General features: G+C 71.7%; 10 protein-coding genes and 2 pseudogenes. 5 read left to right on the top strand and 7 right to left on the bottom strand.

Features of this window, described 5'->3' with window-relative positions:
- Positions 1-4: 4 nt before the first annotated feature.
- The 3 genes from B9S58_RS25880 to B9S58_RS25870 all read right to left on the bottom strand — a co-directional run bounded on the left by B9S58_RS25880 (position 5) and on the right by B9S58_RS25870 (position 9,070).
- A complete protein-coding gene (locus B9S58_RS25880; RefSeq protein WP_181009455.1) occupies positions 5-1,363 on the bottom strand; it encodes a SidA/IucD/PvdA family monooxygenase in 1,359 nt (452 codons plus the stop codon).
- A 79-nt stretch (positions 1,364-1,442) separates the two neighbouring features.
- Entirely contained in the window at positions 1,443-8,075 is a 6,633-nt protein-coding gene (locus B9S58_RS25875) for a non-ribosomal peptide synthetase (protein ID WP_181009454.1), read from the bottom strand.
- Positions 8,076-8,197: 122 nt separating this feature from the next.
- Positions 8,198-9,070 carry an aspartyl/asparaginyl beta-hydroxylase domain-containing protein gene (locus B9S58_RS25870; protein ID WP_103534444.1) on the bottom strand — a complete coding sequence of 291 codons (873 nt, stop codon included), beginning with the start codon at positions 9,068-9,070 and terminating at the stop codon, positions 8,198-8,200.
- 627 nt (positions 9,071-9,697) lie between these two features.
- Here B9S58_RS25870 and B9S58_RS25865 point away from each other — a divergent pair.
- The gene (locus B9S58_RS25865; protein WP_181009453.1) at positions 9,698-10,363 is read left to right on the top strand and encodes a GNAT family N-acetyltransferase; all 666 of its coding nucleotides are present in this window, start codon (positions 9,698-9,700) and stop codon (positions 10,361-10,363) included.
- A 346-nt stretch (positions 10,364-10,709) separates the two neighbouring features.
- Here the strand turns inward: B9S58_RS25865 and B9S58_RS25860 are convergent, their stop codons facing one another.
- The 3 genes from B9S58_RS25860 to B9S58_RS25850 are packed head-to-tail and all read right to left on the bottom strand — an operon-like array spanning position 10,710 to position 13,818.
- Complete coding sequence (locus tag B9S58_RS25860; RefSeq protein WP_219818916.1) at positions 10,710-11,570, bottom strand: ABC transporter ATP-binding protein; 861 nt, start codon at positions 11,568-11,570, stop codon at positions 10,710-10,712.
- A gap of 14 nt (positions 11,571-11,584) precedes the next feature.
- Positions 11,585-12,754, bottom strand: coding sequence for an iron chelate uptake ABC transporter family permease subunit (locus B9S58_RS25855; protein ID WP_103534441.1), 1,170 nt, complete (start codon positions 12,752-12,754; stop codon positions 11,585-11,587).
- Positions 12,751-13,818 (bottom strand): iron ABC transporter permease, encoded by a 1,068-nt coding sequence (locus B9S58_RS25850; RefSeq protein WP_258045026.1) that lies wholly within the window; start codon positions 13,816-13,818, stop codon positions 12,751-12,753. The genes B9S58_RS25855 and B9S58_RS25850 overlap by 4 nt, the downstream gene beginning before the upstream one ends.
- A gap of 1,057 nt (positions 13,819-14,875) precedes the next feature.
- Here B9S58_RS25850 and B9S58_RS25845 point away from each other — a divergent pair.
- The 4 genes and pseudogenes from B9S58_RS25845 to B9S58_RS39400 all read left to right on the top strand — a co-directional run.
- Complete coding sequence (locus B9S58_RS25845) at positions 14,876-16,747, top strand: ABC transporter ATP-binding protein (RefSeq protein ID WP_103534440.1); 1,872 nt, start codon at positions 14,876-14,878, stop codon at positions 16,745-16,747.
- Positions 16,744-18,504 carry an ABC transporter ATP-binding protein gene (locus tag B9S58_RS25840; RefSeq protein ID WP_103534439.1) on the top strand — a complete coding sequence of 587 codons (1,761 nt, stop codon included), beginning with the start codon at positions 16,744-16,746 and terminating at the stop codon, positions 18,502-18,504. The genes B9S58_RS25845 and B9S58_RS25840 overlap by 4 nt, the downstream gene beginning before the upstream one ends.
- A gap of 13 nt (positions 18,505-18,517) precedes the next feature.
- Positions 18,518-19,270, top strand: a complete 753-nt coding sequence (locus B9S58_RS25835; protein ID WP_103534438.1) for a TetR/AcrR family transcriptional regulator C-terminal domain-containing protein — start codon at positions 18,518-18,520, stop codon at positions 19,268-19,270.
- Positions 19,271-19,438: 168 nt separating this feature from the next.
- Positions 19,439-19,612: pseudogene (locus B9S58_RS39400) on the top strand (transposase family protein); the annotation flags it as partial.
- Here the strand turns inward: B9S58_RS39400 and B9S58_RS25830 are convergent.
- Positions 19,538-20,217, bottom strand: a pseudogene (locus tag B9S58_RS25830) (transposase); the annotation flags it as partial. The pseudogenes B9S58_RS39400 and B9S58_RS25830 sit on opposite strands and share 75 nt — an antisense overlap.
- Between the last annotated feature and the right edge of the window lie 56 nt (positions 20,218-20,273).

Raw genomic sequence — 20,273 nt, 5'->3', positions numbered from 1 at the left:
TGAGTCATGCCGGCTCGCCGCCCTCGGGCAGGGAGACCCGTGGCCGTGTGGCGGGCGCGGAGGTGTCCCGGCTCTCCGCCAGGACGCGGTCGGACAGCAGCCCGAGGGAGCTCAGGTTGGCGAACCCGGGGCCCTGGGCATAGGCGGCGAGGGTGGGAAGCAGCAGCTTGGGCCGCAGTCCGTCCAGGGAGAGGTCCGCGCGGATGTGCCGCTCCAGGGCCTCCGCGGTCTCCGGGGCGTCGCCGACGATCGCCGCGACGGCGGACCGGGCCCGGTCCGCCAGCAGGTCCAGGAACCAGTCGGGGCGAGCTCCGGTGGCGTCGATGACCACGTCGAATCGGAGGGTGCGCGCGGCACGTCCCGGGTTGTGCAGCTCCAGTTCCACCTGGGTGTCCGCACGGCGCACGGCGGTGACGGTGCCCTGCTGGTGCAGCACCGTGGCCTCGGTCGTGATGGCCTCGATGGCACGGGGCGAGTAGACCCCCCGGTCGGTACGGGCGATGACCTCGCGGCGGTCCTGCTCCGGTAGTTCGCGCCAGCGTTCCGGGCTGGAGTAGAGGGCGTTCTCGAAGAAGCCCTCGCCACGGCTGTACACCACGGGGTACGGGCTGATCACGGTGGTCCGGCCGGAGTGCTGGCGCACCAGATCCTCGACGACCGCGGCGGCGGTCTCTCCTCCGCCGACCACGGCGACGGCGGGGTCGACCAGCGTGGTGTCCAGGCCCAGTCGCCAGAACTCCTCGACGGTGCAGATCGCGTCGTCCGCCAGCCTGCCGCCGTGCGGGCCCGGTCCGCTGATCATGACGCGGTCGGCCCAGAGGGCGGCGGATCCCCCGCTGCTTCCCTCGACCGTGACCTCCCACTGGCCGCAGGAGGTCTCCAGTCGGCGCACCCAGCCGCTGACCAGGGGGAAGTCGGTCCTTTCGGCGGCCCACCGGAGATACGCGGCCCAGTCCAGGTGGCGTGGGCTGGGGCGGCCGGCGTCCACCCAGGCCGCGTAGCGACCCGCGGAAACCAGGAACGCCGTCCAGGAGAACTTCTGCATCAGGGTGTTGACCGAGGCATCGATCGCCGTGCCGTGTCCCTGGGAGGTGTAGGGGAATCCGAGGTCCTTCTCCGGGCTGGTGGACAACCGCGGACGACCGTTGGTGCGGCCGCCGGCCGCCGTCCAGTTGGCACCGACACCGTAGGGTTCGACGACCAGCACACGAGGGGCTTCCACGCCCAGTTCCCTGAGCACCTGGCTCTTGGCCGCGGTGGCCAGCGCCTTGGGGCCGGCGCCGACGACGCAGATCAGCCCTCGCGTCTCGGCTCTCCCGGCGCCGAAGCGCCGTTCGGCGTCCTGAAGGGACAGCGACTCCATCGGCTCAGTGCTCCAGCTTCCGTACGGTCCCGCCGGGGGCGGGGTTGCGGGGGTCTTCGGGGGTGTCGCGGCGGGCAAATCAGGCTCTCTTCCAGCTGCCGAGCAGCGCCTGGAGGGTTTCCTTGTCGAGGCCGGAGACCTCGGTGTCCGGCCTCGACACGCCGGGGGCCGCCGCCCGGTCGTGGGTGTCGGCCTCGGCGCGGTCGCATGCCTCGGCCAGTTCGGCGACGGTGGGGTTCTCGAAAACCATCTGCGCGGTGATCGCCAGCCCCTTGGCACGAGCACGGCTGGCGAGTTGGACGGAGATGATGCTGTCCCCGCCGAGGGCGAAGAAGCCGTCCTCGCGCCCGATGTCCGTCGCACCGAGAACGTCCGCGAAGAGCGCGGCCACGGCCTCCTCGGTGGCACCGCGCGGAGGCTGCCGGGTACCGGAGGTACGCAGGTCCGGCAGTGGCAGGGCGGGCCGGTTCACCTTGCCGGAACCGGTCAGCGGCATGGTGTCCAGCACGGTGAGCACCGACGGGTGCAGGTAGACGGGCAGTTCCCGGGACAGGTGCTCGCGGACGGAGGCGAGCGCCGCGTCCCGGTCGGTGCTCCGATCGGCCAGGGTGACGTATCCGACCAGCTGGGTGGAGTCGTTCTCCCGGTGGGTACGGGCGGCGGCCAGGGCCACCTCGGGCGCCAGGCGGAGAGCGGCCTCGATCTCTCCCAGTTCCACCCTGATGCCGCGCAGCTTCACCTGGTGGTCGGTGCGGCCGTCGAAGAGCAGCCGGCCGTCCCGGCTCCAGCGGGCCCGGTCCCCGGTGCGGTACAGCAAGGTGCCGGGGGTGTCACCGTAGAGGTCGGGGAGGAAGCGGGCGGCGGACAGGCCGGGGCGCCTCCAGTAGCCGCGGGCCACCTGGTGGCCCGCGGCGTACACCTCGCCGGGCACTCCGGGCGGGCAGAGGTTGAGGTGGCGGTCCAGGACCAGCACCCGGGCGCCGTCGACGGGGGTGCCCAGGTGGAGACCGTGACGGTGCATCGGTCCCCGGACGACACCGCCGCTCAGCTCGGTGGCACCGTAGTTGTTGACGATCTCCGCGTCAGGTGCCACTGCCCGCAGCCGACGCAGCAGGGTCGGGGTCATGGGCTCACCACTGCTGATCCAGCGGGGTACCGAGCGGACCGCCTCCGGGGAGGCGTCGATCAGCGCGTTGATGGCGGTGGGAACCGCGGTCACCTGCCCGATCGGATTGTTCTCGATCAGGCCGACCAGGCTGCCCACGTCGCGGGCCTCCGCCTCGTCGGCGACGATCAGGCGGGCCCCGGCGATCAGGCCGGCGAGTATCTCGCAGCCGCCGTCGTGGAAGCTCAGCCAGCCTTGGCAGAGCCGGACATCGGGCTGGGCCACCGGGTAGCGCAGGGGCTGCCAGGTAAGCCGGGCGGCGTAGGCCAGTTGGGTGCCGATCACGCCCTTGGGCACACCGGTGGATCCGGAGGTGTAGAGGAAGTAGGAGATGTTCTCGCCCCGGGCGTGCAGGGACACCTCCTCGGGCAGCCGCTCGTCGGACTGCGCGGCGAGTTCGGCCGCCGTCTCGGCGCCGTCCAGCGGCAGCAGCGAGGCCGTGCGGGTGTCGGGCAGGCCGGCTGTGGCGTCCGAGCGGGTGAGAACGGCGACGGGGGCCGCGTCGTCGATCATGTAAGCCAGTCGATCGGGCGGGAGTCGCAGGTCCAGCGGCAGGTAGGCGGCTCCGGTCTTCACGACCGCGAGCAGCGCGACCACCATGTCGATGGAGCGGGGTACGGCTATGGCGACGAAGCGGTCCGGGCCCGCGCCGCGCGCCAGCAACAGCCGGGCGAGCCGGTCGCTGCGCCGGTGGAGTTCGGTGTAGCCGATGGTGCGGCCCGCGCACTCCACAGCCGTTCGCTCGGTACCGCCGGGCAGGTTGTATGCGCCCCGGGACCGTTCGACGAGCGCTGGCAGGGTCTCGGCGAGGTCGGGGGCGGCCTGCGGTCCGCTACTCCACTTCCGCAGGATCAGCCGGCGCTCTTCCTCGGTGACCAGTTCCAGAGTGTGCAGTCTGCGGCCGGGCTCCCCTCCCATGGCGCGCAGGACCAGGCCGAGCCGGTCGGCCAGCCGGCGCACGGTGGCCTCGTCGTAGAGGTCGCGCCGGTAGATCAGCTCGCCGGCCCATCCTCCGGACCGTGCGCTGGGCTCGAAGTTGACGGAGAGGTCGTACTTGGCGGTGGCGGTGTGCTGGGGCAGCGAGCGCCAGCGCAGCCCGCCCGCCGTCCGGGTGAGGTCCTCTTCGTCCCGCAGCTGGACCAGTACCTGGAAGAGCGGGTTGACGCTCAGCGAGCGTTCGGCACCGGCTTCCTCGACCATCCGCTCGAAGGGCAGTTCGGCGTGGTGGTAGGCGTCCACGGCGCGTGTCCTGGCGCGGCGCACGATCTCCTCCAGGGTGGGGTCCCCGGTGAGGTCGTTGCGTACCACCACCAGATTGACGAAGAGGCCGACGGCCTCGGTCACCGCCTCGTCGGGCCGGTTGGCGACGGGGGTGCCGAGCGGCACGTCATCGCCGGCGCCGAGCTTGCACAACAGGGTGGCGACGGCCGCCTGCAGCACGATGAAGGGTGTCGCGCCCGTCGCCTCGGCAAGCCGTTCGACGCCCTGCCGGACGTCGGCGTCGAAGGTGAAGGGGACGACGCCGCCGGCCGGGTCGGGCCGGGCCGGGCGTGGGCGGTCCGGAGTGACGGCGGTGTCCTGCGGCAGGTCGGCCAGGTACCCGTGCCAGAACTCCGCCAGCCGGTCGGCCGGGCCGTCCGCGGCTTCCAGCCGCTCCCGTTGCCACAGGGCGTAGTCGGCGTACTGGGCGGGCAGCGGGGGCAGTACCGGGGAGCCGTCCCGCCCGCCGCCGTCCAGCCGCGCCGCGTACGCGCGGGTGAGGTCGTCCACGAGCAGACCTGCCGAGATCTCGTCGCACACGATGTGGTGGAGCAGCAGGGAGAGCACGTGGTGCTGCTCGGAGACGCGGAACAGCGCGGCGCGCAGCGGCCGTTCACGGGTGAGGTCGAAGGGGTGCGCGGCGGCTGTGGCGAGGACGGAGCGCAGGTCGTCGGAGTTCGTCCCGGTCACCGGAAGTTGGACCCGGTGGTCGTCCAGGACCTGCTGGCGGCCGACGCCCTCGTGATCGGGGAACACGGTGCGCAGGCTCTCGTGCCGGAGCATCAGGTCGCCGAGGGCGCCGCGCAGCGCGTCGGTGTCGAGAGGACCGGCGAGATCCAGGGCGATGGGCACGTTGTAGGTGGTGCTGTTCGTCTCGACCCGGTCCACGAACCAGATGCGCTGCTGGGCGAAGGAGAGGGGGAGGGTGTCCGGACGGGGCCGCGCGGTCAGCGGCGGGGCGGGCCCGAGGTCCGGTTCGCCCGTCGCGCTCTCGCGGACCAGCCGGGCCAGTCCGGCGGGGGTGGCGCGGTTGAAGGCGTCCCGTACGGAGACGGTGGTGTCGTACCGGCGACGGACCTGCGAGAGGAGGCGGGTGAGCAGCAGGGAGTGACCGCCCAGTTCGAAGAAGGAGGTGTCGGAGCCGACGCGGCGTCCGCCGGCCGTCGGTCCTCCGTCGTCTGCCTGTCCGGCGGCCGGTTCGCCGGCCGGGGTGAGGAGCTCGGCGAAGAGCTCGGCTATCTCGCGCTCCAGACGTCCGTCGAGCGGCCGGAAGGCAGCTGTCTCCTCTGACGGCGCCTCGGGCAGAGCGCGGCGGTCGGTCTTACCGGCCGGGGTCAGCGGCAGTTCCTCCAGAAGGACGAAGGATCCGGGCACCATGTGGGCGGGGAGCGCGGCGGCCAGTCGGGCGCGCAGTGCCGGCAGGTCGATGCCCTGCTCTCCAGCCGGGGTGAGGTAGGCGACCAGGCCGGTTCCGGTCTCCGCCTGTTCGCGGGCGACGACGACGGCCTGCCGTACGCCGTCCTGGGCGCGCAGCGCCACCTCGACCTCGCCCGGCTCCACCCGGAAGCCGCGGATCTTGACCTGGTCGTCCGCCCGGCCGGCGAACTCGAGTTCACCGTCGGGCCCGAAGCGCGCCAGGTCCCCGGTGCGGTAGAGCCGACGGCCGGGGGTGAGGGGGCTGGGCACGAAGCGCTCGGCCGTGAGCGCCGGGCGCCCCAGGTAGCCGCGGGCCAGCGAGCTCCCCTCAAGGTAGAGCTCTCCCGTCTCGCCGGGCAGGGTGAGACCGAGTGCGGGGTCCAGCAGCAGCGCGGTGTTGCCCCACTTGGGCCGCCCGATGGGGACCGTGCGGTGCCCCTGCGGGCCCTCGACGCGGTAGCCGGTGACGGACTGGGTGGTCTCGGTGGGCCCGTAGTAGTTGCCGATGGTGACCCTGCCACCGTTGCCGAACCGGGCGCGTACCCGGTCGGCCAGCTCGCCGGGCAGCACCTCGCCGCCGACCGGCAGCCAGCGCAGCGAGGACAGCGGTCTCTCCGGCGCCGCCGCAGCCAGGTAGTTCAGGAACGACGGCACGGCGTGGACAACGGTGGCCTCCAGCGCTGCCAGCTCGGCGAAGAGCAGATTGAGGTCGGACTCGGCGCCTGCCCGGGGCACCAGTACTTCGCCGCCGAAGCACAACGGGCCCAGCAGCTCACCGAGGGAGACGTCGAAGGCGGGGGAAGCCAGCCGTAGCCAGCGGACGGTCTCGCCCTCGTCGTGAGTGTCCCGGAAGTGGCCGATCAGCCACTCCAGGTGATCGCCGAGTGCGGCATGGGTGGTGCCCACGCCCTTGGGCGTGCCGGTCGAGCCGGAGGTGTAGATGACGTACGCCAGGTTCTGCGGACGTAGCGGGCGCACCCGGTCACGGTCGGTCAGCTCGCCCCGACCCGAGAGTGGTCCGAGCTCGGCCTGCCAGGACGCCGAGTCGACGACGGTCCGCGGAACGGCGTCCCCGGGCACCCGGTCGTCGGTGTCCGCACTGGTGAACAGGTGGCGCGGTGCCGCCTCGGCCAGCAGGCCCGCCAGGCGGTCGGCCGGGTGCGTGACGTCCAAGGGCAGCAACGCGGCACCGGACTTCAGCACTCCGAGTGCGATCACGGCGCTGTCCACGGTGCGGCCGAGTGCGCAGGCGACCAGGTCCTCGGAGCCGATGCCCCGGGCCGCGATCCAGCGGCCTACGGCGGCCGCGCGGCTGTTCAGCTCGCGGTAGGTCAGCGTGGTCCCTGCCGTGCGCACCGCGACCGCGGCGGGCCGGGCGGCGGCCTGCGCCTCGATCCGCTCCACCACGGAGCGCCAAGGCCCGACGAAGGCCGGGGCCGCACCCCGGCTCAGAAGCAGTTCGCGCTCCTCCTCGGTGATCAGCGGGAGCTCGGCGAAGGAGGTGCCGGGGTTCTTCAGGGCAGCTCGCAGGACCCGCAGACAGGTCTGTGCCAGGGAGTCGATCCGGCCGGCGGGATAGGCGTCCTCAAGGTATTCGAAGCGCAGAACCCAGCGGCCGTCCAGGGCACGGCGAGCCATCACGGACAGCGGGGCCTGCCCGATTCCGCCGCGCACCGCGCGGGCATCGACGGCCACGCCGGGCAGTGTCAGATGGACCCCGGCGTCCTCGACGCCGAAGCTGACCTCGACCGGCCGGGGCCGACCGGCGGCACCCAGCAGCCGTACGGCCTCGCTGTAGGGCAGGTCCTGGTTCTGGAGGGCTTCGGCGACGGTGTGTCCGGTGCGTTCCACTGCCTTGCCCAGGCTGTGCCCGGCAGGCACGGCAAGGGGCAGCAGGACGACGTTGCCGAAGTAGCCCAGAGAGCGGTCGCACAGCTCGCTGTCCCGCTGCGTCACCGGGGTCCCGATCAGGGCCCGTTCGTTGCCCGTGTGCCGACGCAGCCCTGCGGCGAAGGCGGTGAGCAGCACCACGAAGGGGGTGGTGGACCGCTGCCTGGCAAGTTCCTCGACCTCGCCGGACAGGGACGCCTCCAGAGCCACTTCATGGGAACGGCTGGTGCCTGTGTGCTCCTGGGCGTCGGCGCTGCCGAGCCCGGTGGCCGGGTCCGCACCCGCCAGGGCCTCCTCCCAGTGCCGGCGGAGGAGGGGCGTCGCCACCGTGCGCTCCTGCTCCATAGCATGGGCGGCCTCGGCGTAGCGGACCGCGGGGGCGGGGGTGTGTCCCTGGTAGGCGGCGGCGAGGTCGTCGAAGAAGATCGGCCAGCAGGCGTCGTCCCAGGCGATGTGGTGGGCGACCAGGACCAGTGTGTGGTGGTCGGGCCCTTCGACGCAGAGGGTCAGGCGTACCGGGTGCGCGGCCTCCAGGTCGAAGGGGGTGCGCAGTTCGGTGGCGATCAGCGCGTCCGAGCCGCCGCCAGGGGTGTCGACGACGGTCACCGGCAACGTGTCGGCAGCCAGATCGGGGACGGCCAGAAGCTCGCCCGTGCCGGTCAGGTTGTAGCGGGTCCGCAGGATCTCGTGATGGCCGGCGACCGTGCGGGCGGCTGTCGTCAGGGCGGGGATGTCGATGGGACCGCGCAAGGTCAGGGCGGTGCCCACGTTGAGTGCGGCGCCAGTGGCGTCGGCGTCGTGCTGGAGCCACAGCCGCTGCTGCGCGGGGCTTGCCGGGGTCGTGGCTCCGGGTGCGAAGGCGACGGGCTTGGGCCCGGTACGCCCTCTCGCCCCCCCGTCGCTCTCGGCCATGCGCTTGCGCAGCGCCGCCAGTCTGCGTCTGCGGTCCCGCTCCGCCGCAGCGGTGTCCGTTCCGCCCATCGTGCCTCTCCTCATCGCTCTTCCTCCCCGGTGTGGGGCGTCCGTCCCGTCGCCGCCGGGTGCGGCCTCGCCGATCGACGGGCGTCATGGGCCGCCGGTCGGTGCCCCATGACGCCCGTCTCCTACGACCAGGAGTTGAGCGAGAAGCGCTCGCTCAGCGTGCGGGCGCCGATGGTGTAGTCACGCAGCTCCACGGCGTTGCGCACCAGCAGGTCGTCTCCGGAGGACTCGGCGATCGAGTGGAGCCAGCCGTACGTTTCCTCGGCGGGTACGTGGTAGCGGAAGTGCACCTTGGCGAGGAGGAAGAGGAATTCCTTGAAGTTGGAGCGGTCCACCACCTCACCGAGTTTCAGGATCGCCTCCCGCCGCTCGGCGGGGAGCTGGGGACGCTCGATGATCCGGGCCTCGGCACCGGGCCGGTGGTAGGACTTGTCGCGGAAGACGTCCGCCTCCTCGTACGGACCGTCGAAGGCGAAGTCGACGCAGAGCATCTGCCTGCTGTCCGCGGAGAAGTTGGCAGCGGCGTGTACCGCCCCGGCGTCCAGGAACCAGATCTCTCCGGGGCGCATGTTGAGCACGGTGTCGTCCTCGGAGTGCAGCGCGGCGGAGTTGGGCTCCAGGAACATCAGAACCCGGAAGTACTGCTCCGCGTCCCGCCCCAGTTCCACGAAGTCCCGGTGGGGGATCACCACGGCGTCCACCAGGTTCCGGGTGCGGACCATGGTGATCCGGTCGGTGTCGAAGACGCTCTCGACCAGCTCCCTCAGGTAGCCGACCCGCTTGCCGTGCTCGGTGAGTTGGGCGGGTGAGCAGGTGTCCCGGTACAGGTCGTCCCCGGCGTCACCGCTGGCGTTCCACAGCGGGAGGTTTTTCCAGTACCCGTTGCTGAACTCGTCGTAGCCCTCCTCTCCACGGGGTACGGAGGCGAGGTAGGCGAGGTCCGGGGCGAGTCTGCTGTCGTCGAGGTCTAGCTGTCCGAGGATGTGCGATCGCACGTGGAAGACACCCTTTCTGGCGCGGGTTGGTGGCCGCGCGGGGCCGACGGAACGGCATCCGCCCTCCGTCGGCGCTACGTTCGCGCGTCCTGACGGCGAGGCCTGGCATCACGGGCTGGGGTCCGGCCGACCCTCCGTGCGGAACGGCACGAGCCCCGCAAGGGGCCGTGCCGGGGGGTGGCGTGGCGCAGGAGCACGCACTCCCCTGGACAACTCGGAATCGCTCTGGCCGAGTTGGCTGATCGTGACGCTATTGGATGAATCTTTACTTTGGCAAGCCTTACCTAAGTTGGTCAGGCTCTGCTCTGTGCCATCCGGCCTACCGAAACCGCCGTGAAGCCCGGGCCACAGCCCAACAGGGCGCTGTCCACAAGGGCTTCGGCATCCCGAGAACAACCACGACGTGATCTGCGCCTCACCGGTGCACGGTTTGCCATGACCTTCCCGCGTACTGCAGACTTCCGGCAGCCGCCTCAGGATGTCCGGCCCCGTCCCGAGGGAACGGCCTGCGTGGTCGCGAACCACGCCCGCAGGGTGGACAGAGCGCAGCCGGCAGCCCCGGTCGCCTCGGATGTCCCGCGCAGGAGCCCCGCACCTCGGACACCCGCCCCTCCATGGAGCCGCCCCGTGAACGCCATCCCTCCTGTACTGCCCCGCTATGCCACCGACGGGCTGCCTGCCTCCTGGCTTGCCGTTCCACCGCCGCCCACCGGCCTCCACCGGGGCGAACTGCTCTTCCGCGATGCCCGGACGGACAACGGCGACATCGAGATGATCTGTGAGTGGATGAACCGGCCGCACACCGCCAAGGGCTGGGAGTACGACTGGCCACTGGAACGCTGGGACGCTCACATCAGGGCCCAGCTGCGCACCGGGTACTCCAGGCCCGTCATCGTCGAACAGCACGGGCGCCCCATCGCCTACATGGAGTTCTACCGGATGGCCCAGGACATCGTCGGCCACCACTACCAGGCACGACCGCACGACCTGAGTGTTCACTTGGCCATAGCAGATCCGGCCGACACCGGCCAGGGGCTGGGGTCCCGGATAGTCGGCGAGATCACCGACGAGTTCCTGGCCCGGGATCCCGCCTGTGACACCGTGGTCTTCGAACCCGACGCGGCCAACTCCGCCTCTCGCAGGATGATCGAGAAGAACGGCGCGTCGCTGCTGGGGGAGGTGCGGGTACGCCACCGGCACATCGCGCTCTACGCGCGGGGCCGCGACGGGCGGAAGCTGCCCGGTATCGGCCGACCCTCCTGGGCGGTTTCCACCGGCACCGCCACCTGCTGACACGGCCCACTCCACGCCGGAAGGTCCGGGTCCGGCCCACCTCATCCCGTCAGCGGAAGGTGGGCCCTCGTGCCGGATCAGCACCCACCCCGCACTCACATCCGTTCGGAAGACCTGTTCGTCCTGCCTCCACGTCAGTGCCGGGGAGACCCGCATACGGCGCGGGCGGCTCGACGCCCCCCGTCCGGCAGCGAGGACCGAGCGCGGCGACCTCGCGACCGGTGCCGGTCGGGCCGGGCGTCGGCTGTACCGGCCCGTCCGATGGGCGGCACTCCGACCGTCGTCCGGGCCACTCGTCCGCGATGCACGTCCGCGCGATTCAGGCCCGGCTCCTCCTCATCCGCGCTCAGCCGCCCTGCTCGGTCGAGCGGCTGAGCGGGATCACCAACGGGCAACCGGTCTCCTCGTCGTGCCGGACCCGGGCATGCAGCCCGAACACCTCCTGCAGCAACTCCTCGTCGAGCACATCCCGCGGCGCGCCCTGTGCGACGATCCGCCCGTCCTTCATCGCCACCAGGCAGTCCGCGTATCTGGCCGCCAGCGTCAGATCGTGCAGCACCAGCACCACGGTACGCCCGAGGTCCCGGGGCAGCGCCCGCACCAGGTCCAGGACCTCCACTTGGTGCGCCAGGTCCAAGTGGTTGGTGGGCTCGTCCAGCAGCAGCACCTCGGTGTCCTGGGCGAGTGCCATGGCAATCCAGGCGCGCTGGCGCTGTCCGCCCGAGAGTTCGTCCAGGTTCCGCTCGGCCAGCTCGTAGGTACCGGTGGCCCGCATCGCCCGGGCCACAACCGCCTCGTCCTCGCTGGACCAGCGCCGGTACCAGCTCTGGTGGGGATGCCGCCCCCGGGCGACCAGGTCTGCGACGCTGATGCCCTCGGGTGCCACGGGAGACTGCGGCAGCAGCCCTATCAGGTGGGCCACCTGACGGGTCGGCATCCGGTGCAGGGGGCTGCCATCCAGCAGCACTTCGCCGGCTCGTGGCTTCATCAGCCGCCCGAGGGCCCGCAACAGAGTTGACTTACCGCAGCCGTTGGGGCCGATGACAGCGGTGAACGAACCGTCCGGAATCTCCAGGTCGAGTCCCTCGATCACCAGGTGCTCCGCATATCCCAGGGTGAGGCCCCGGGCACGCAGCCGCACCGGAGCCCGATGTGCTCCGGCCGCCTTCGGCTCCTGCGGCACGGGAGTCCCCGCCGTCGTGCCCATCTTGATGGTCTCCGTCATGAGATACGGGCCTTTCCGCTTCGGACGAGCAGATAGAGCAGGTAGGGCGCGCCGAGCGCGGCCGTCAGAACGCCGACCGGCAGTTGCAGTTCGCCGAAGGTGGTACGGCCCAGCACGTCGGCCCACACCGTGACGGCCGCCCCCAACAGGCCGGAGGCGAGCAGCGGCGGTGTGCCGGTGCGGGCCAACCGAAGTGCCAGCTGCGGTGCTGCCAGCGCGACGAAGGCGACCGGCCCGGCCGCCGCGGTCGCGGTGGCGGTGAGGAGCACGGCGGTGAGAAGCAGCGCCGCCCGGGAACCGGTCATGCGCACGCCGAGGCCTCGCGTGGTGTCCTCGTCGTAGGCGAGGGCCCCGAAGGAGAAGGAGAGTGCGAGGGCGACAGGCACCAGCGCGGCAAGTACCAGGGAGGCGGTCCGGACGGTGGACCAGTCGGCGCCCTGGTCGAGGCTGCCGTTGAGCCAGACCAGCGCGCGGCCGACATCGGCGATGTCGGCCTTGACCAGCAGCCAGGAGAGCACGCTGCCGAGAACCGCGTTCACACCGACGCCGACCAGCAGCACCCGGTAGCCGGAGATTCCCCGTCGCACCGCGAGCAGGTAGACGGCCATGGCTGCGATCAGTGCTCCCCCGACAGCGGCGGCGGGGATGCCGATGTCTGCCAGTGGGCCGCTGACGCTGCCGTAGGAGCCGCCCAGGACGATCACCGTGACGGCGCCGGCTCCGGCTCCGCTGGTGATGCCCAGGATGTCCGGGCTGGCCAACGGGTTACGTGCGAGGCCTTGGATGATCGCTCCGGCCAGCCCGAGCGCGCCGCCCACCAGGACGCCGATCAGGGCGCGCGGCAGGCGGAGTTCGAAGATGACGAAGTCGTGATCCGGGTTACCGCCGCCCAGCAGGCGCAGGGCCACCTCCCAGGCTGAGAGGGATCCGCTGCCGCGGGCGGTGCTTACCACGACGGCCCCGAAGAGCATCGCGGCGATCAGCAGCGGCACCAGGATCTGCCGGGGGCGCCAGACGGCGGAGAGCGGACCCGCGCGCAGTGGCCGACGTCCGGGAACGGCCGACCGGGGGCCGGAGCGGGCATCGTCCAGCTCGGCGGTCGCGGCGGCGCCCAGGGGCGCCGAGGAGCCCTGCGTGGGCGGTCCAGGCGGAGTGGGGAGGCTCATGGTCCCACCGGCTTTCGGCGGCTCACCAGATAGATGAAGACCGGGGCGCCGATCAGCGCGAGCATGATGCCGACCTGAAGCTCTCCGGGTCGGGCGACCAGACGGCCGAGGGTGTCGGCAAGGACCACCAGTGAGGCGCCGAGGAGCCCGGCGTAGGCGAGGATCCAGCGGTAGTCGGGCCCGGTGAAGTACCGCGCGATGTGTGTGGCGACCAGCCCGGCGAAGCCGATCGGCCCGCAGACGGCGACAGCGGTGCCGGTCAGCACGGTGATGGCCGCCATGCCGATCGCCCGGGTGGGACCCACGCGTAGCCCCAGCGACCGAGCCGTGTCCTCCCCCAGCGACAGGGCGTTCAGCCCGCCGGCGTTGGCAGCGGCCAGTGCCAGGCCCACCAGGATGAAGGGGAGCATCTGCACGACGAGTTCCATCGGGCGGCCGGAGACCGTGCCCACCGTCCAGAACCGGTAGATTTCCAGAGCCTGCCGGTCGATCAGCACCATGCCAGCGGTGAGCGCCGTGAAGAGCGCGTGCGCGGCGGCACCCGCCAGCGCCAGCGTGACAGGAGTGGCGCCACCTCTGGCGACCAGCCCCACACCGTAGACCAGAAGGCTGGCCGCGGCGGCACCGAGGAATCCGAACCACACATAGCCGTAGAGGCCGGATACTCCCAGCAGGAAGACGGCAGCAACCACGCACGTTCCCGCACCAGCACTGATGCCCAGGACCACCGGATCGGCGATGGGGTTGCGGGTATGCCCCTGCATCAAGGCCCCGGCCACCCCCAGCGCAGCACCGGCCACCAGTCCGAGCCAGGTGCGCGGCAGGCGCAGGTCTCGGACGATGACGTCCGCCTCCAGGCCCTCAGGACTCCAGAGACCATGCCATACCTGGCCCGGTGAGAGCGGCTTGGTCCCCAGGGCCACGGAGAGCAGCACGGTGAGCGCCGCCACCCCCAGCAGAACCAGCAGTCCCACCCAGCGGCGCCGGCCGCCGACTCCTGTGAGCCGCTGCCGTGCCGGTCGGATCTCCGGTGGGACCCGGGGTACGGCTCGCGCTTCGATCACAGACTCCTCCACTGCATGGATGATCGACTTAGGTTAGCCTACCCTCATTCTGGATGCCGGGTGTGGCGTCCTGAAAGCCACCCCTGCGTGCGGTCGTCTGTGCATGGGGCGTCATCACGCAGGGCGGACACGGTGTCGCCCCGTGCGGACGGGGCCTTGACTCAAGGCCGGGTCCGCCGACGCCGGCCGCCTCGGGGTGACCGGGAGCCCGAACCGCACACAGAGTGCACTTCAGGTCGGCGGAGCGCAGTCCGGTGTGCAGGCAGGTGGCGACGCCTCCACCTCTGGAGGGCTCGCCCGCACGGCACAGGGTCGGCGGCGAGTTCGGCGGACTTCGGCGGCAGCGACTTCCCGGCTTCCGCAGCAGACGGGGCCGGCCTTCACCAAGAGCTTCACTGTCCGAGGTGATGTGCCGCCCTCTGGGCTGACTCGACGATGTTCGCGCTCCCGATGAAACGGGCCTTCGTCCTGGCCTTTCACCTTCCGGCCTCCTGCGTACCTGGGACCGGACCGTGCGACGCGCCCCCTGGTGGAGACCCGCTCGACACCGAGACCGAGACGACTGCGTGAAGCTCCTTCGCGGGTCACGCCGACGTCGAGGCCGGGCGGACCGCCGCCTGGGTCGAGGCATGCGACGGCCTGTGCCGGACCGGGGTGCTGTGGCCGCCCACTGCTCACCGCCCCGCAGGCCCCCCTCTCTCTGGTTCGGCAGATTGTCGACATGGATGCCACCGATCCAGGCTGAAGTTATTGGACGGCGTCCAATTAGGTTAGCCTTACTTGCGTTCCACGGGTAACCGCTTGGGCGGTTCCGCCGTTCGACGCGCCCGGGGGAGCGCCGGGATCGGCTTATGGGGCCGTGTGACCACGTCGTCGCACAGCCGTACGACAGGGCCGGACGGGGGCGCCGACCCTGTCGTACGTCGACCCGCGGGCGACCACGAAGCGGCGATGGATCCGGGGCCGTGGAAGCAGGACCAGCCCGACCAGCAGAGAAGCCCGACGATCCTGACGGGCCGGACGACTACGACGAGCATGTTGCACGCGAGGAGACACTGTGGCCGCCACATCCACCGCACCACCCACCGAGCCCCCGCCGACCACCGCCGGACCGGCACCCGCCGCCGGACGCGCCTCCGCCACCAAAGCCGAGGCGCTGCGTCGGCTCATCGCACCGGTGCGGGGCCGGATCGCGGTGGGCGCGGTCTGCCAGGCGTTCGGTTCGCTGGCCGCCGTGGTCCCGTACATCTGCATCGGCGAGCTGGCGGTGACGCTACTCAGCCCGCCCGTGGACCGGGACCGGGTGTGGACGGTCGTGATCGTCGCGGCCGTCGCCTTCCTGCTCCGCTTCGCACTGGTCGGCGCGGCGGGCGGGGTCAGCCACTACGCCGACACCGACCTGAGCCATGACGTCAGGGTCCGGGTGATACGCCGGCTGGACCGGGTGCCGCTCGGCTGGTTCGGCCAGCGATCCAGCGGCCGGATCAAGACCACCGTCCAGGACGAGGTGTCCGCGCTGCACACCCTGGTGGCGCACGCGGCCAACGACTTCGTCGGTGCCCTCGTCACCCCCCTCGCCGTACTGGCGTACCTTTTCTGGGCGGACTGGAGGCTCGCTCTGATCAGCCTGACCCCGCTGCTGTTCTTCGCCGTCGCCTACGCGCGCATCAGCCGTGGCTACGCGGAGCAGATGGGCGGCTACGTCACCGCACTCGGGCGCATCAACGCCGCAGCCGTCGAATTCGTGCGCGGGATCGCGGTGGTCAAGGCATTCGGGCACGCGCGGCGGGCGCACGAACGGTTCCTTCGTGAGACCGACGCCTTCGCCGACGCCTTCCACGCCTGGACCCAGCCCATGCTGCGGCCGTTCGCCATCGCCATGGCCGCCGTGTCGGGGCCGACCATGCTGCTGGTGATCCTGGGCGCCGGACTCGGCTTCGTCGGCGCGGGCTGGTCCGAGCCCGTCGACCTGCTGCCCTTCCTCGTGCTCGGCATCGGCCTGGCGGGCCCGCTGCTCAACCTGGAACACTCGGTGACCGCCCTGCAACTGGCCCGGGGCGCGGCGTCGAACATCACCGCCCTGCTGGACACGCCCACCCTCCCCGAGACCACCGCACCGGGGCAGCCGGCCGGACACCGGGTCGAGCTCCGCGCGGTGTCCTTCGCCTACGAGGGACGCGTGCCCGTTCTGAACGGCCTGGACGCCGTACTCGAACCCGGTACGGTGACGGCGCTCGTCGGCCCGTCCGGCGCGGGCAAGTCCACGCTGGCCGGGCTGCTGCCCCGGTTCACGGACCCCGACAGCGGGTCGGTCCTGCTCGGCGGCACCGATCTGCGCCGGATTCCCGCCGAAACACTCTACCGGCATGTCGGGTTCGTCCTCCAGGACGTCGGCCTGCCACGCCTGAGCCTGCACGACAACATCGCCCTCGCCCGCCCCGGCGCCAGCCGGGACGAGGTCGTCGAGGCGGCCCGGGCGGCACGGATCCACGATGTGATCCGTGCTCTCCCGCGCGGCTACGACACGGTCTACGGCGAAGACGCCCACCTGTCCGGCGGCGAGGCGCAGCGGGTCACCATCGCCCGCGCGCTGCTGGCCGACACCTCCGTGCTGGTGCTCGACGAGGCGACCTCATGGGCAGACCCGGAATCGGAGGCGGCCATCCAGGACGCCCTGTCCCGGCTCGCCGCGGGCCGAACGGTGCTGGTGATCGCCCACCGTCTGTCCACCGTCACCTCGGCCGACCAGATCCTCGTGCTCGATGCGGGGCGGATCGTCGAGCGCGGTACGCACGAGGAACTCCTGGCCGCCGACGGGCGGTACGCACAGCTGTGGCACGCCCAGACCGTGCCCGCCGCGCCGGACTCCCGTACCGAGGCCACCGCCCACTCCGACGCCCACGCCCAGCCCAAGGAAGAGACGCCGTGATCCGCAGCCTGGGAGCCCTCCTCGGCTCCGACAACCGCCCCGCCTACCTGCGCTACCTCGCCGCGCTCGTTCTCCACAGCGTTCTGCAGGGCATCGCGTACGTCCTGCTGGTGCCGGTCCTGAACGAGCTACTGCGCGGGGACGTGACCGCGGCCGCCCGCTGGTTCCTCGTCCTCGCCGCGACCGTGCTGGTCAGCTGGCCCGTGTCGTACGTTGGGCAACAGCTCGGGTTCCGGCTCGGGCACCTGATCTCGCGCACGCTTCACCACCGGCTCGGCGATCACCTCGCCAAGCTTCCGATCGGCTGGTTCGGCGGGGACCGGGTCGGCCGCGTCGGCCAGCTGACCAGCAAGGGCGTGGTCGACATCATGGGCCTGCCCGCGCACATGTTCCAGCCGTTGGTCTCCGCTGCGGTCACCCCGCTCACCGTCGTCGCCGGAATGCTGATCATCGACTGGCGGCTCGGGCTGTGTGCGATCGCGGCCGTGCCGGTCGTGTTCGCGGTGTTCGCCTGGGCCGCTCGCCGAGCCGCCGAGGTCGACGAGGAACTGCACCACAGCGCCGCGGACGCTGCCGACCGGGTCGTCGAGTACGCCCGCCTGCAGCCGGTACTGCGGGCCGCGGGGCGCACCGGGGACGCCCACACTCAGCTCGCCGACGCCCTGACGGCCCAGCACGCGGCGGGCAGGCGCCAGCTGAGCCGTACCCTGCCCGCGCTCGGCGCCAACGCCCTCACGGTGCAGCTGGTGTTCACCGCACTGATCGTCGTCGGTGCCGCGCTCGCACTGCACGACCCCGGCCGGACCCCGGAGCTGGTCGCCCTGCTGGCCCTGCTGGCCAGGTTCGCCGAACCGCTGACCGCCACCGCTGAGTACGGCGCCCAGCTGCGCGTGGCGCGGGCCAGCCTGGACCGGATCAACGAGGTCCTCGCCACACCTCCGCTCCCCGAACCCACCACCCCCTCCACCCTGGACGGACATCGCGTCGAGGCCGAAGGGCTCACCTTCGCGCACGCCCCGGACCTCCCCCCCGTACTGCGCGACATCACCTTCACCGCCGAGCCCGGCACCACCACCGCGATCGTCGGCCCGTCCGGCGCGGGGAAGACCACACTGCTGCGGCTGCTCGCCCGCTTCCTCGACCCCGGTCCCGACGGCGGCGCCATCCGGATCGGCGGCGTCGACCTGCGTCGGCTGACCGCCGAGCAGCGAGCCGGCCTCATCACGCCCGTCTTCCAGGACGTCTACCTCTTCGAGGGCAGCATCGCCGACAACATCCGCCTCGCGCGCCCCGACGCCACCGACGCCGAACTCGGCGAGGTCGCCCGGTCGGCTCGCGTCGACGAGATCCTCGCACGGCTGCCCGACGGCTGGGACACTCAGGTCGGCGAGGGCGGCACCGCCCTGTCCGGTGGGGAACGCCAGCGCGTGTCCATCGCCCGCGCCCTGCTCAAGGAGGCGCCGATCGTGCTGCTCGACGAGGCCACCGCGGCCGTCGACCCGGAGAACGAGGCAGCCATCACCGCCGCGCTCGCCGCCCTCACGGCCTCGCGCACGGTCTTCGTCGTGGCGCACCGGCTCGACACCGTCATCCGGGCCGAGCAGATCCTCGTCCTGCACGAGGGCCGGATCAACGAACGCGGCACCCATAAGGAGCTGCTCGCTGCCGACGGACGGTACGCGGCCTTCTGGCGGCAACGTCTGCGCGCCCATGGGTGGCGCCTCCAGCCCGCCCCGGACCTGCACGGCACGGTGTGAGACGGTAACGCCCATGGCAGCGAAACCCGGTGATCCGACGACCTCCGCAGGAACCGGCCCCCAGGGGCGACGGGGGCCCCGACTCACCGCTGAGCGGGTCGTCGACGGCGCACTGGAACTCACCCGGGAGCACGGTCTCGACGGCTGGACCATCCGTCAGCTCGCCCAGGAACTCGGCACTTGGCCGAATACCATCGCCTACCACGTCGGCGACCGGGAGGCCGTCGTGGACGCCGTCGTCCAGCGCGTGGTGGCCACGATGCCCATCCCGCCCGCCGACCGCAGCTGGCAGGACTGGTTCCGGGACCTGCTCTTCCCGAGCCGCGCCCTCCTGGCGCGCTACCCAGGTGTCGCCCGACGCCTGGCCCGCGACGGGGCGACGGTGCCCGCCGCGCTGCCGATCATGGACAGGGGCATCGGCCTGCTCACCGACGCGGGCTTCGGTGAGCAGGCCCCGGTCGCCTACGGCGTCCTGCTCAACACCGCCGTCCTACTGGTCGCGCTGGACGACGACCGCAGGCTCCACGGCTACGGCGACCGTGCCGCGGCCCTGTTGGCGATGGACCCGCCGCCTGAGGCCGGCGCGGGTTGGGCGACCCTGCTGACCTGGCTGCACGGCTGGTCGGAGGAGTCCGACACGCCACGCGAGGCAATGTTCCGCCACACCATCGAGGTGCTGCTCACCGGCCTGGAAGCGGACCGTATCGGCGCCCAGACCGGTTCCGGAGCTGCCCACGGAATCTCGTCCAACCCGACGGGTCGTTGAGCCAGCAGCCCCGGAGGGCATGAAGGAAGCTCCTGGTAGTCGGGTTCTCGATCAAGGTCACCCGTGTCTACCAGCAGCTTTCGCGTGGTTGTCCGCCCTCATCGATCTGCCCAGCCGCACTCTGCGGCACCCCTTCGGTCTTCCGCAGGATACCGCCCCCCTCGGATCGGTTCGCGCCGGCGTCGCCTGACCGGCGGCCGGCAGGCTCTGCCCTTCCTGGCCCGCCTGCGCCGCGGCGACACCTGAGCCCGCCTTGCCGCGGGCTTCCGCATCGGGATCACCACGGTCTACCGCTGCATACACGAGGCTGTCGACCTGCTGGCCGCCCTCGCGCCCACGCTGGAACGGCCATGAAACCGCGACACCGCTGCCGTGCTCCCGCAGCCAGGACTCGGGGGTGGCCGCCTCGCGGTCGGGCAGGACCGCGACGCGTCGGCCGGTCTCGGCATCCGTGATGATCGTGGCGTATCGGTGTCGGCGGCGCAGGGCGAAGTCGTCCACGCCGATCACTTGCGGGACCGCCTGCTGCGGCACCGGCAGGCGCCGCAGATGGCGCAGCGCGGTGCTGCGGGAAACGGGCACGGCCAGCAGGCCGGCCAGGCGTGCCGCCGCCCGGCCGCATAACTCCCGTGCCACCTGCGATATCTGGCCCGCCAGCCGCACTGTGCGGCGCTGATGGCGCTCCAGCAACCCGGCAATCCGCTCGCGGAAGGTCTGCCGTCGGCAGCCCAGCACCGGACAGACCAGCCGCCGGACCCGGACGACGACCGGGCGGCTATCGACCGGCACGTCCGTCACCATCCGGCCGTTGGCACCCGTGCACCTTCGCCGTCGGCGTCCCGCGCACCGGACACGGCACCGCGTCTTGCCGGGTGCGAGCCGTGACAATCACCACGTCCGCCGTCCATTACGTCCTCCACGACCAACGCCGACAACCCCGACAACACCTCCGCTACAAGGGAGTTCACATCCATCACGCGAACGTGATCACGAAAGCTACCCG

This window comes from Streptomyces sp. SM11 (assembly GCF_002910905.1).
Classification (GTDB): Bacteria; Actinomycetota; Actinomycetes; order Streptomycetales; family Streptomycetaceae; genus Streptomyces.
Note: the sequence above shows the minus strand (reverse complement) of the source record. Positions and strands in the feature narration are given on the sequence as shown.

Bases quoted from the DNA above. Each gene is read 5' to 3' on its own strand.
- B9S58_RS25860 (WP_219818916.1), bottom strand. From the start codon at position 11,570: ATGGGCACGACGGCGGGGACTCCCGTGCCGCAGGAGCCGAAGGCGGCC.
- B9S58_RS25855 (WP_103534441.1), bottom strand. From the start codon at position 12,754: ATGAGCCTCCCCACTCCGCCTGGACCGCCCACGCAGGGCTCCTCGGCG.
- B9S58_RS25880 (WP_181009455.1), bottom strand. From the start codon at position 1,363: ATGGAGTCGCTGTCCCTTCAGGACGCCGAACGGCGCTTCGGCGCCGGG.
- B9S58_RS25835 (WP_103534438.1), top strand. From the start codon at position 18,518: ATGGCAGCGAAACCCGGTGATCCGACGACCTCCGCAGGAACCGGCCCC.
- B9S58_RS25875 (WP_181009454.1), bottom strand. From the start codon at position 8,075: ATGGGCGGAACGGACACCGCTGCGGCGGAGCGGGACCGCAGACGCAGA.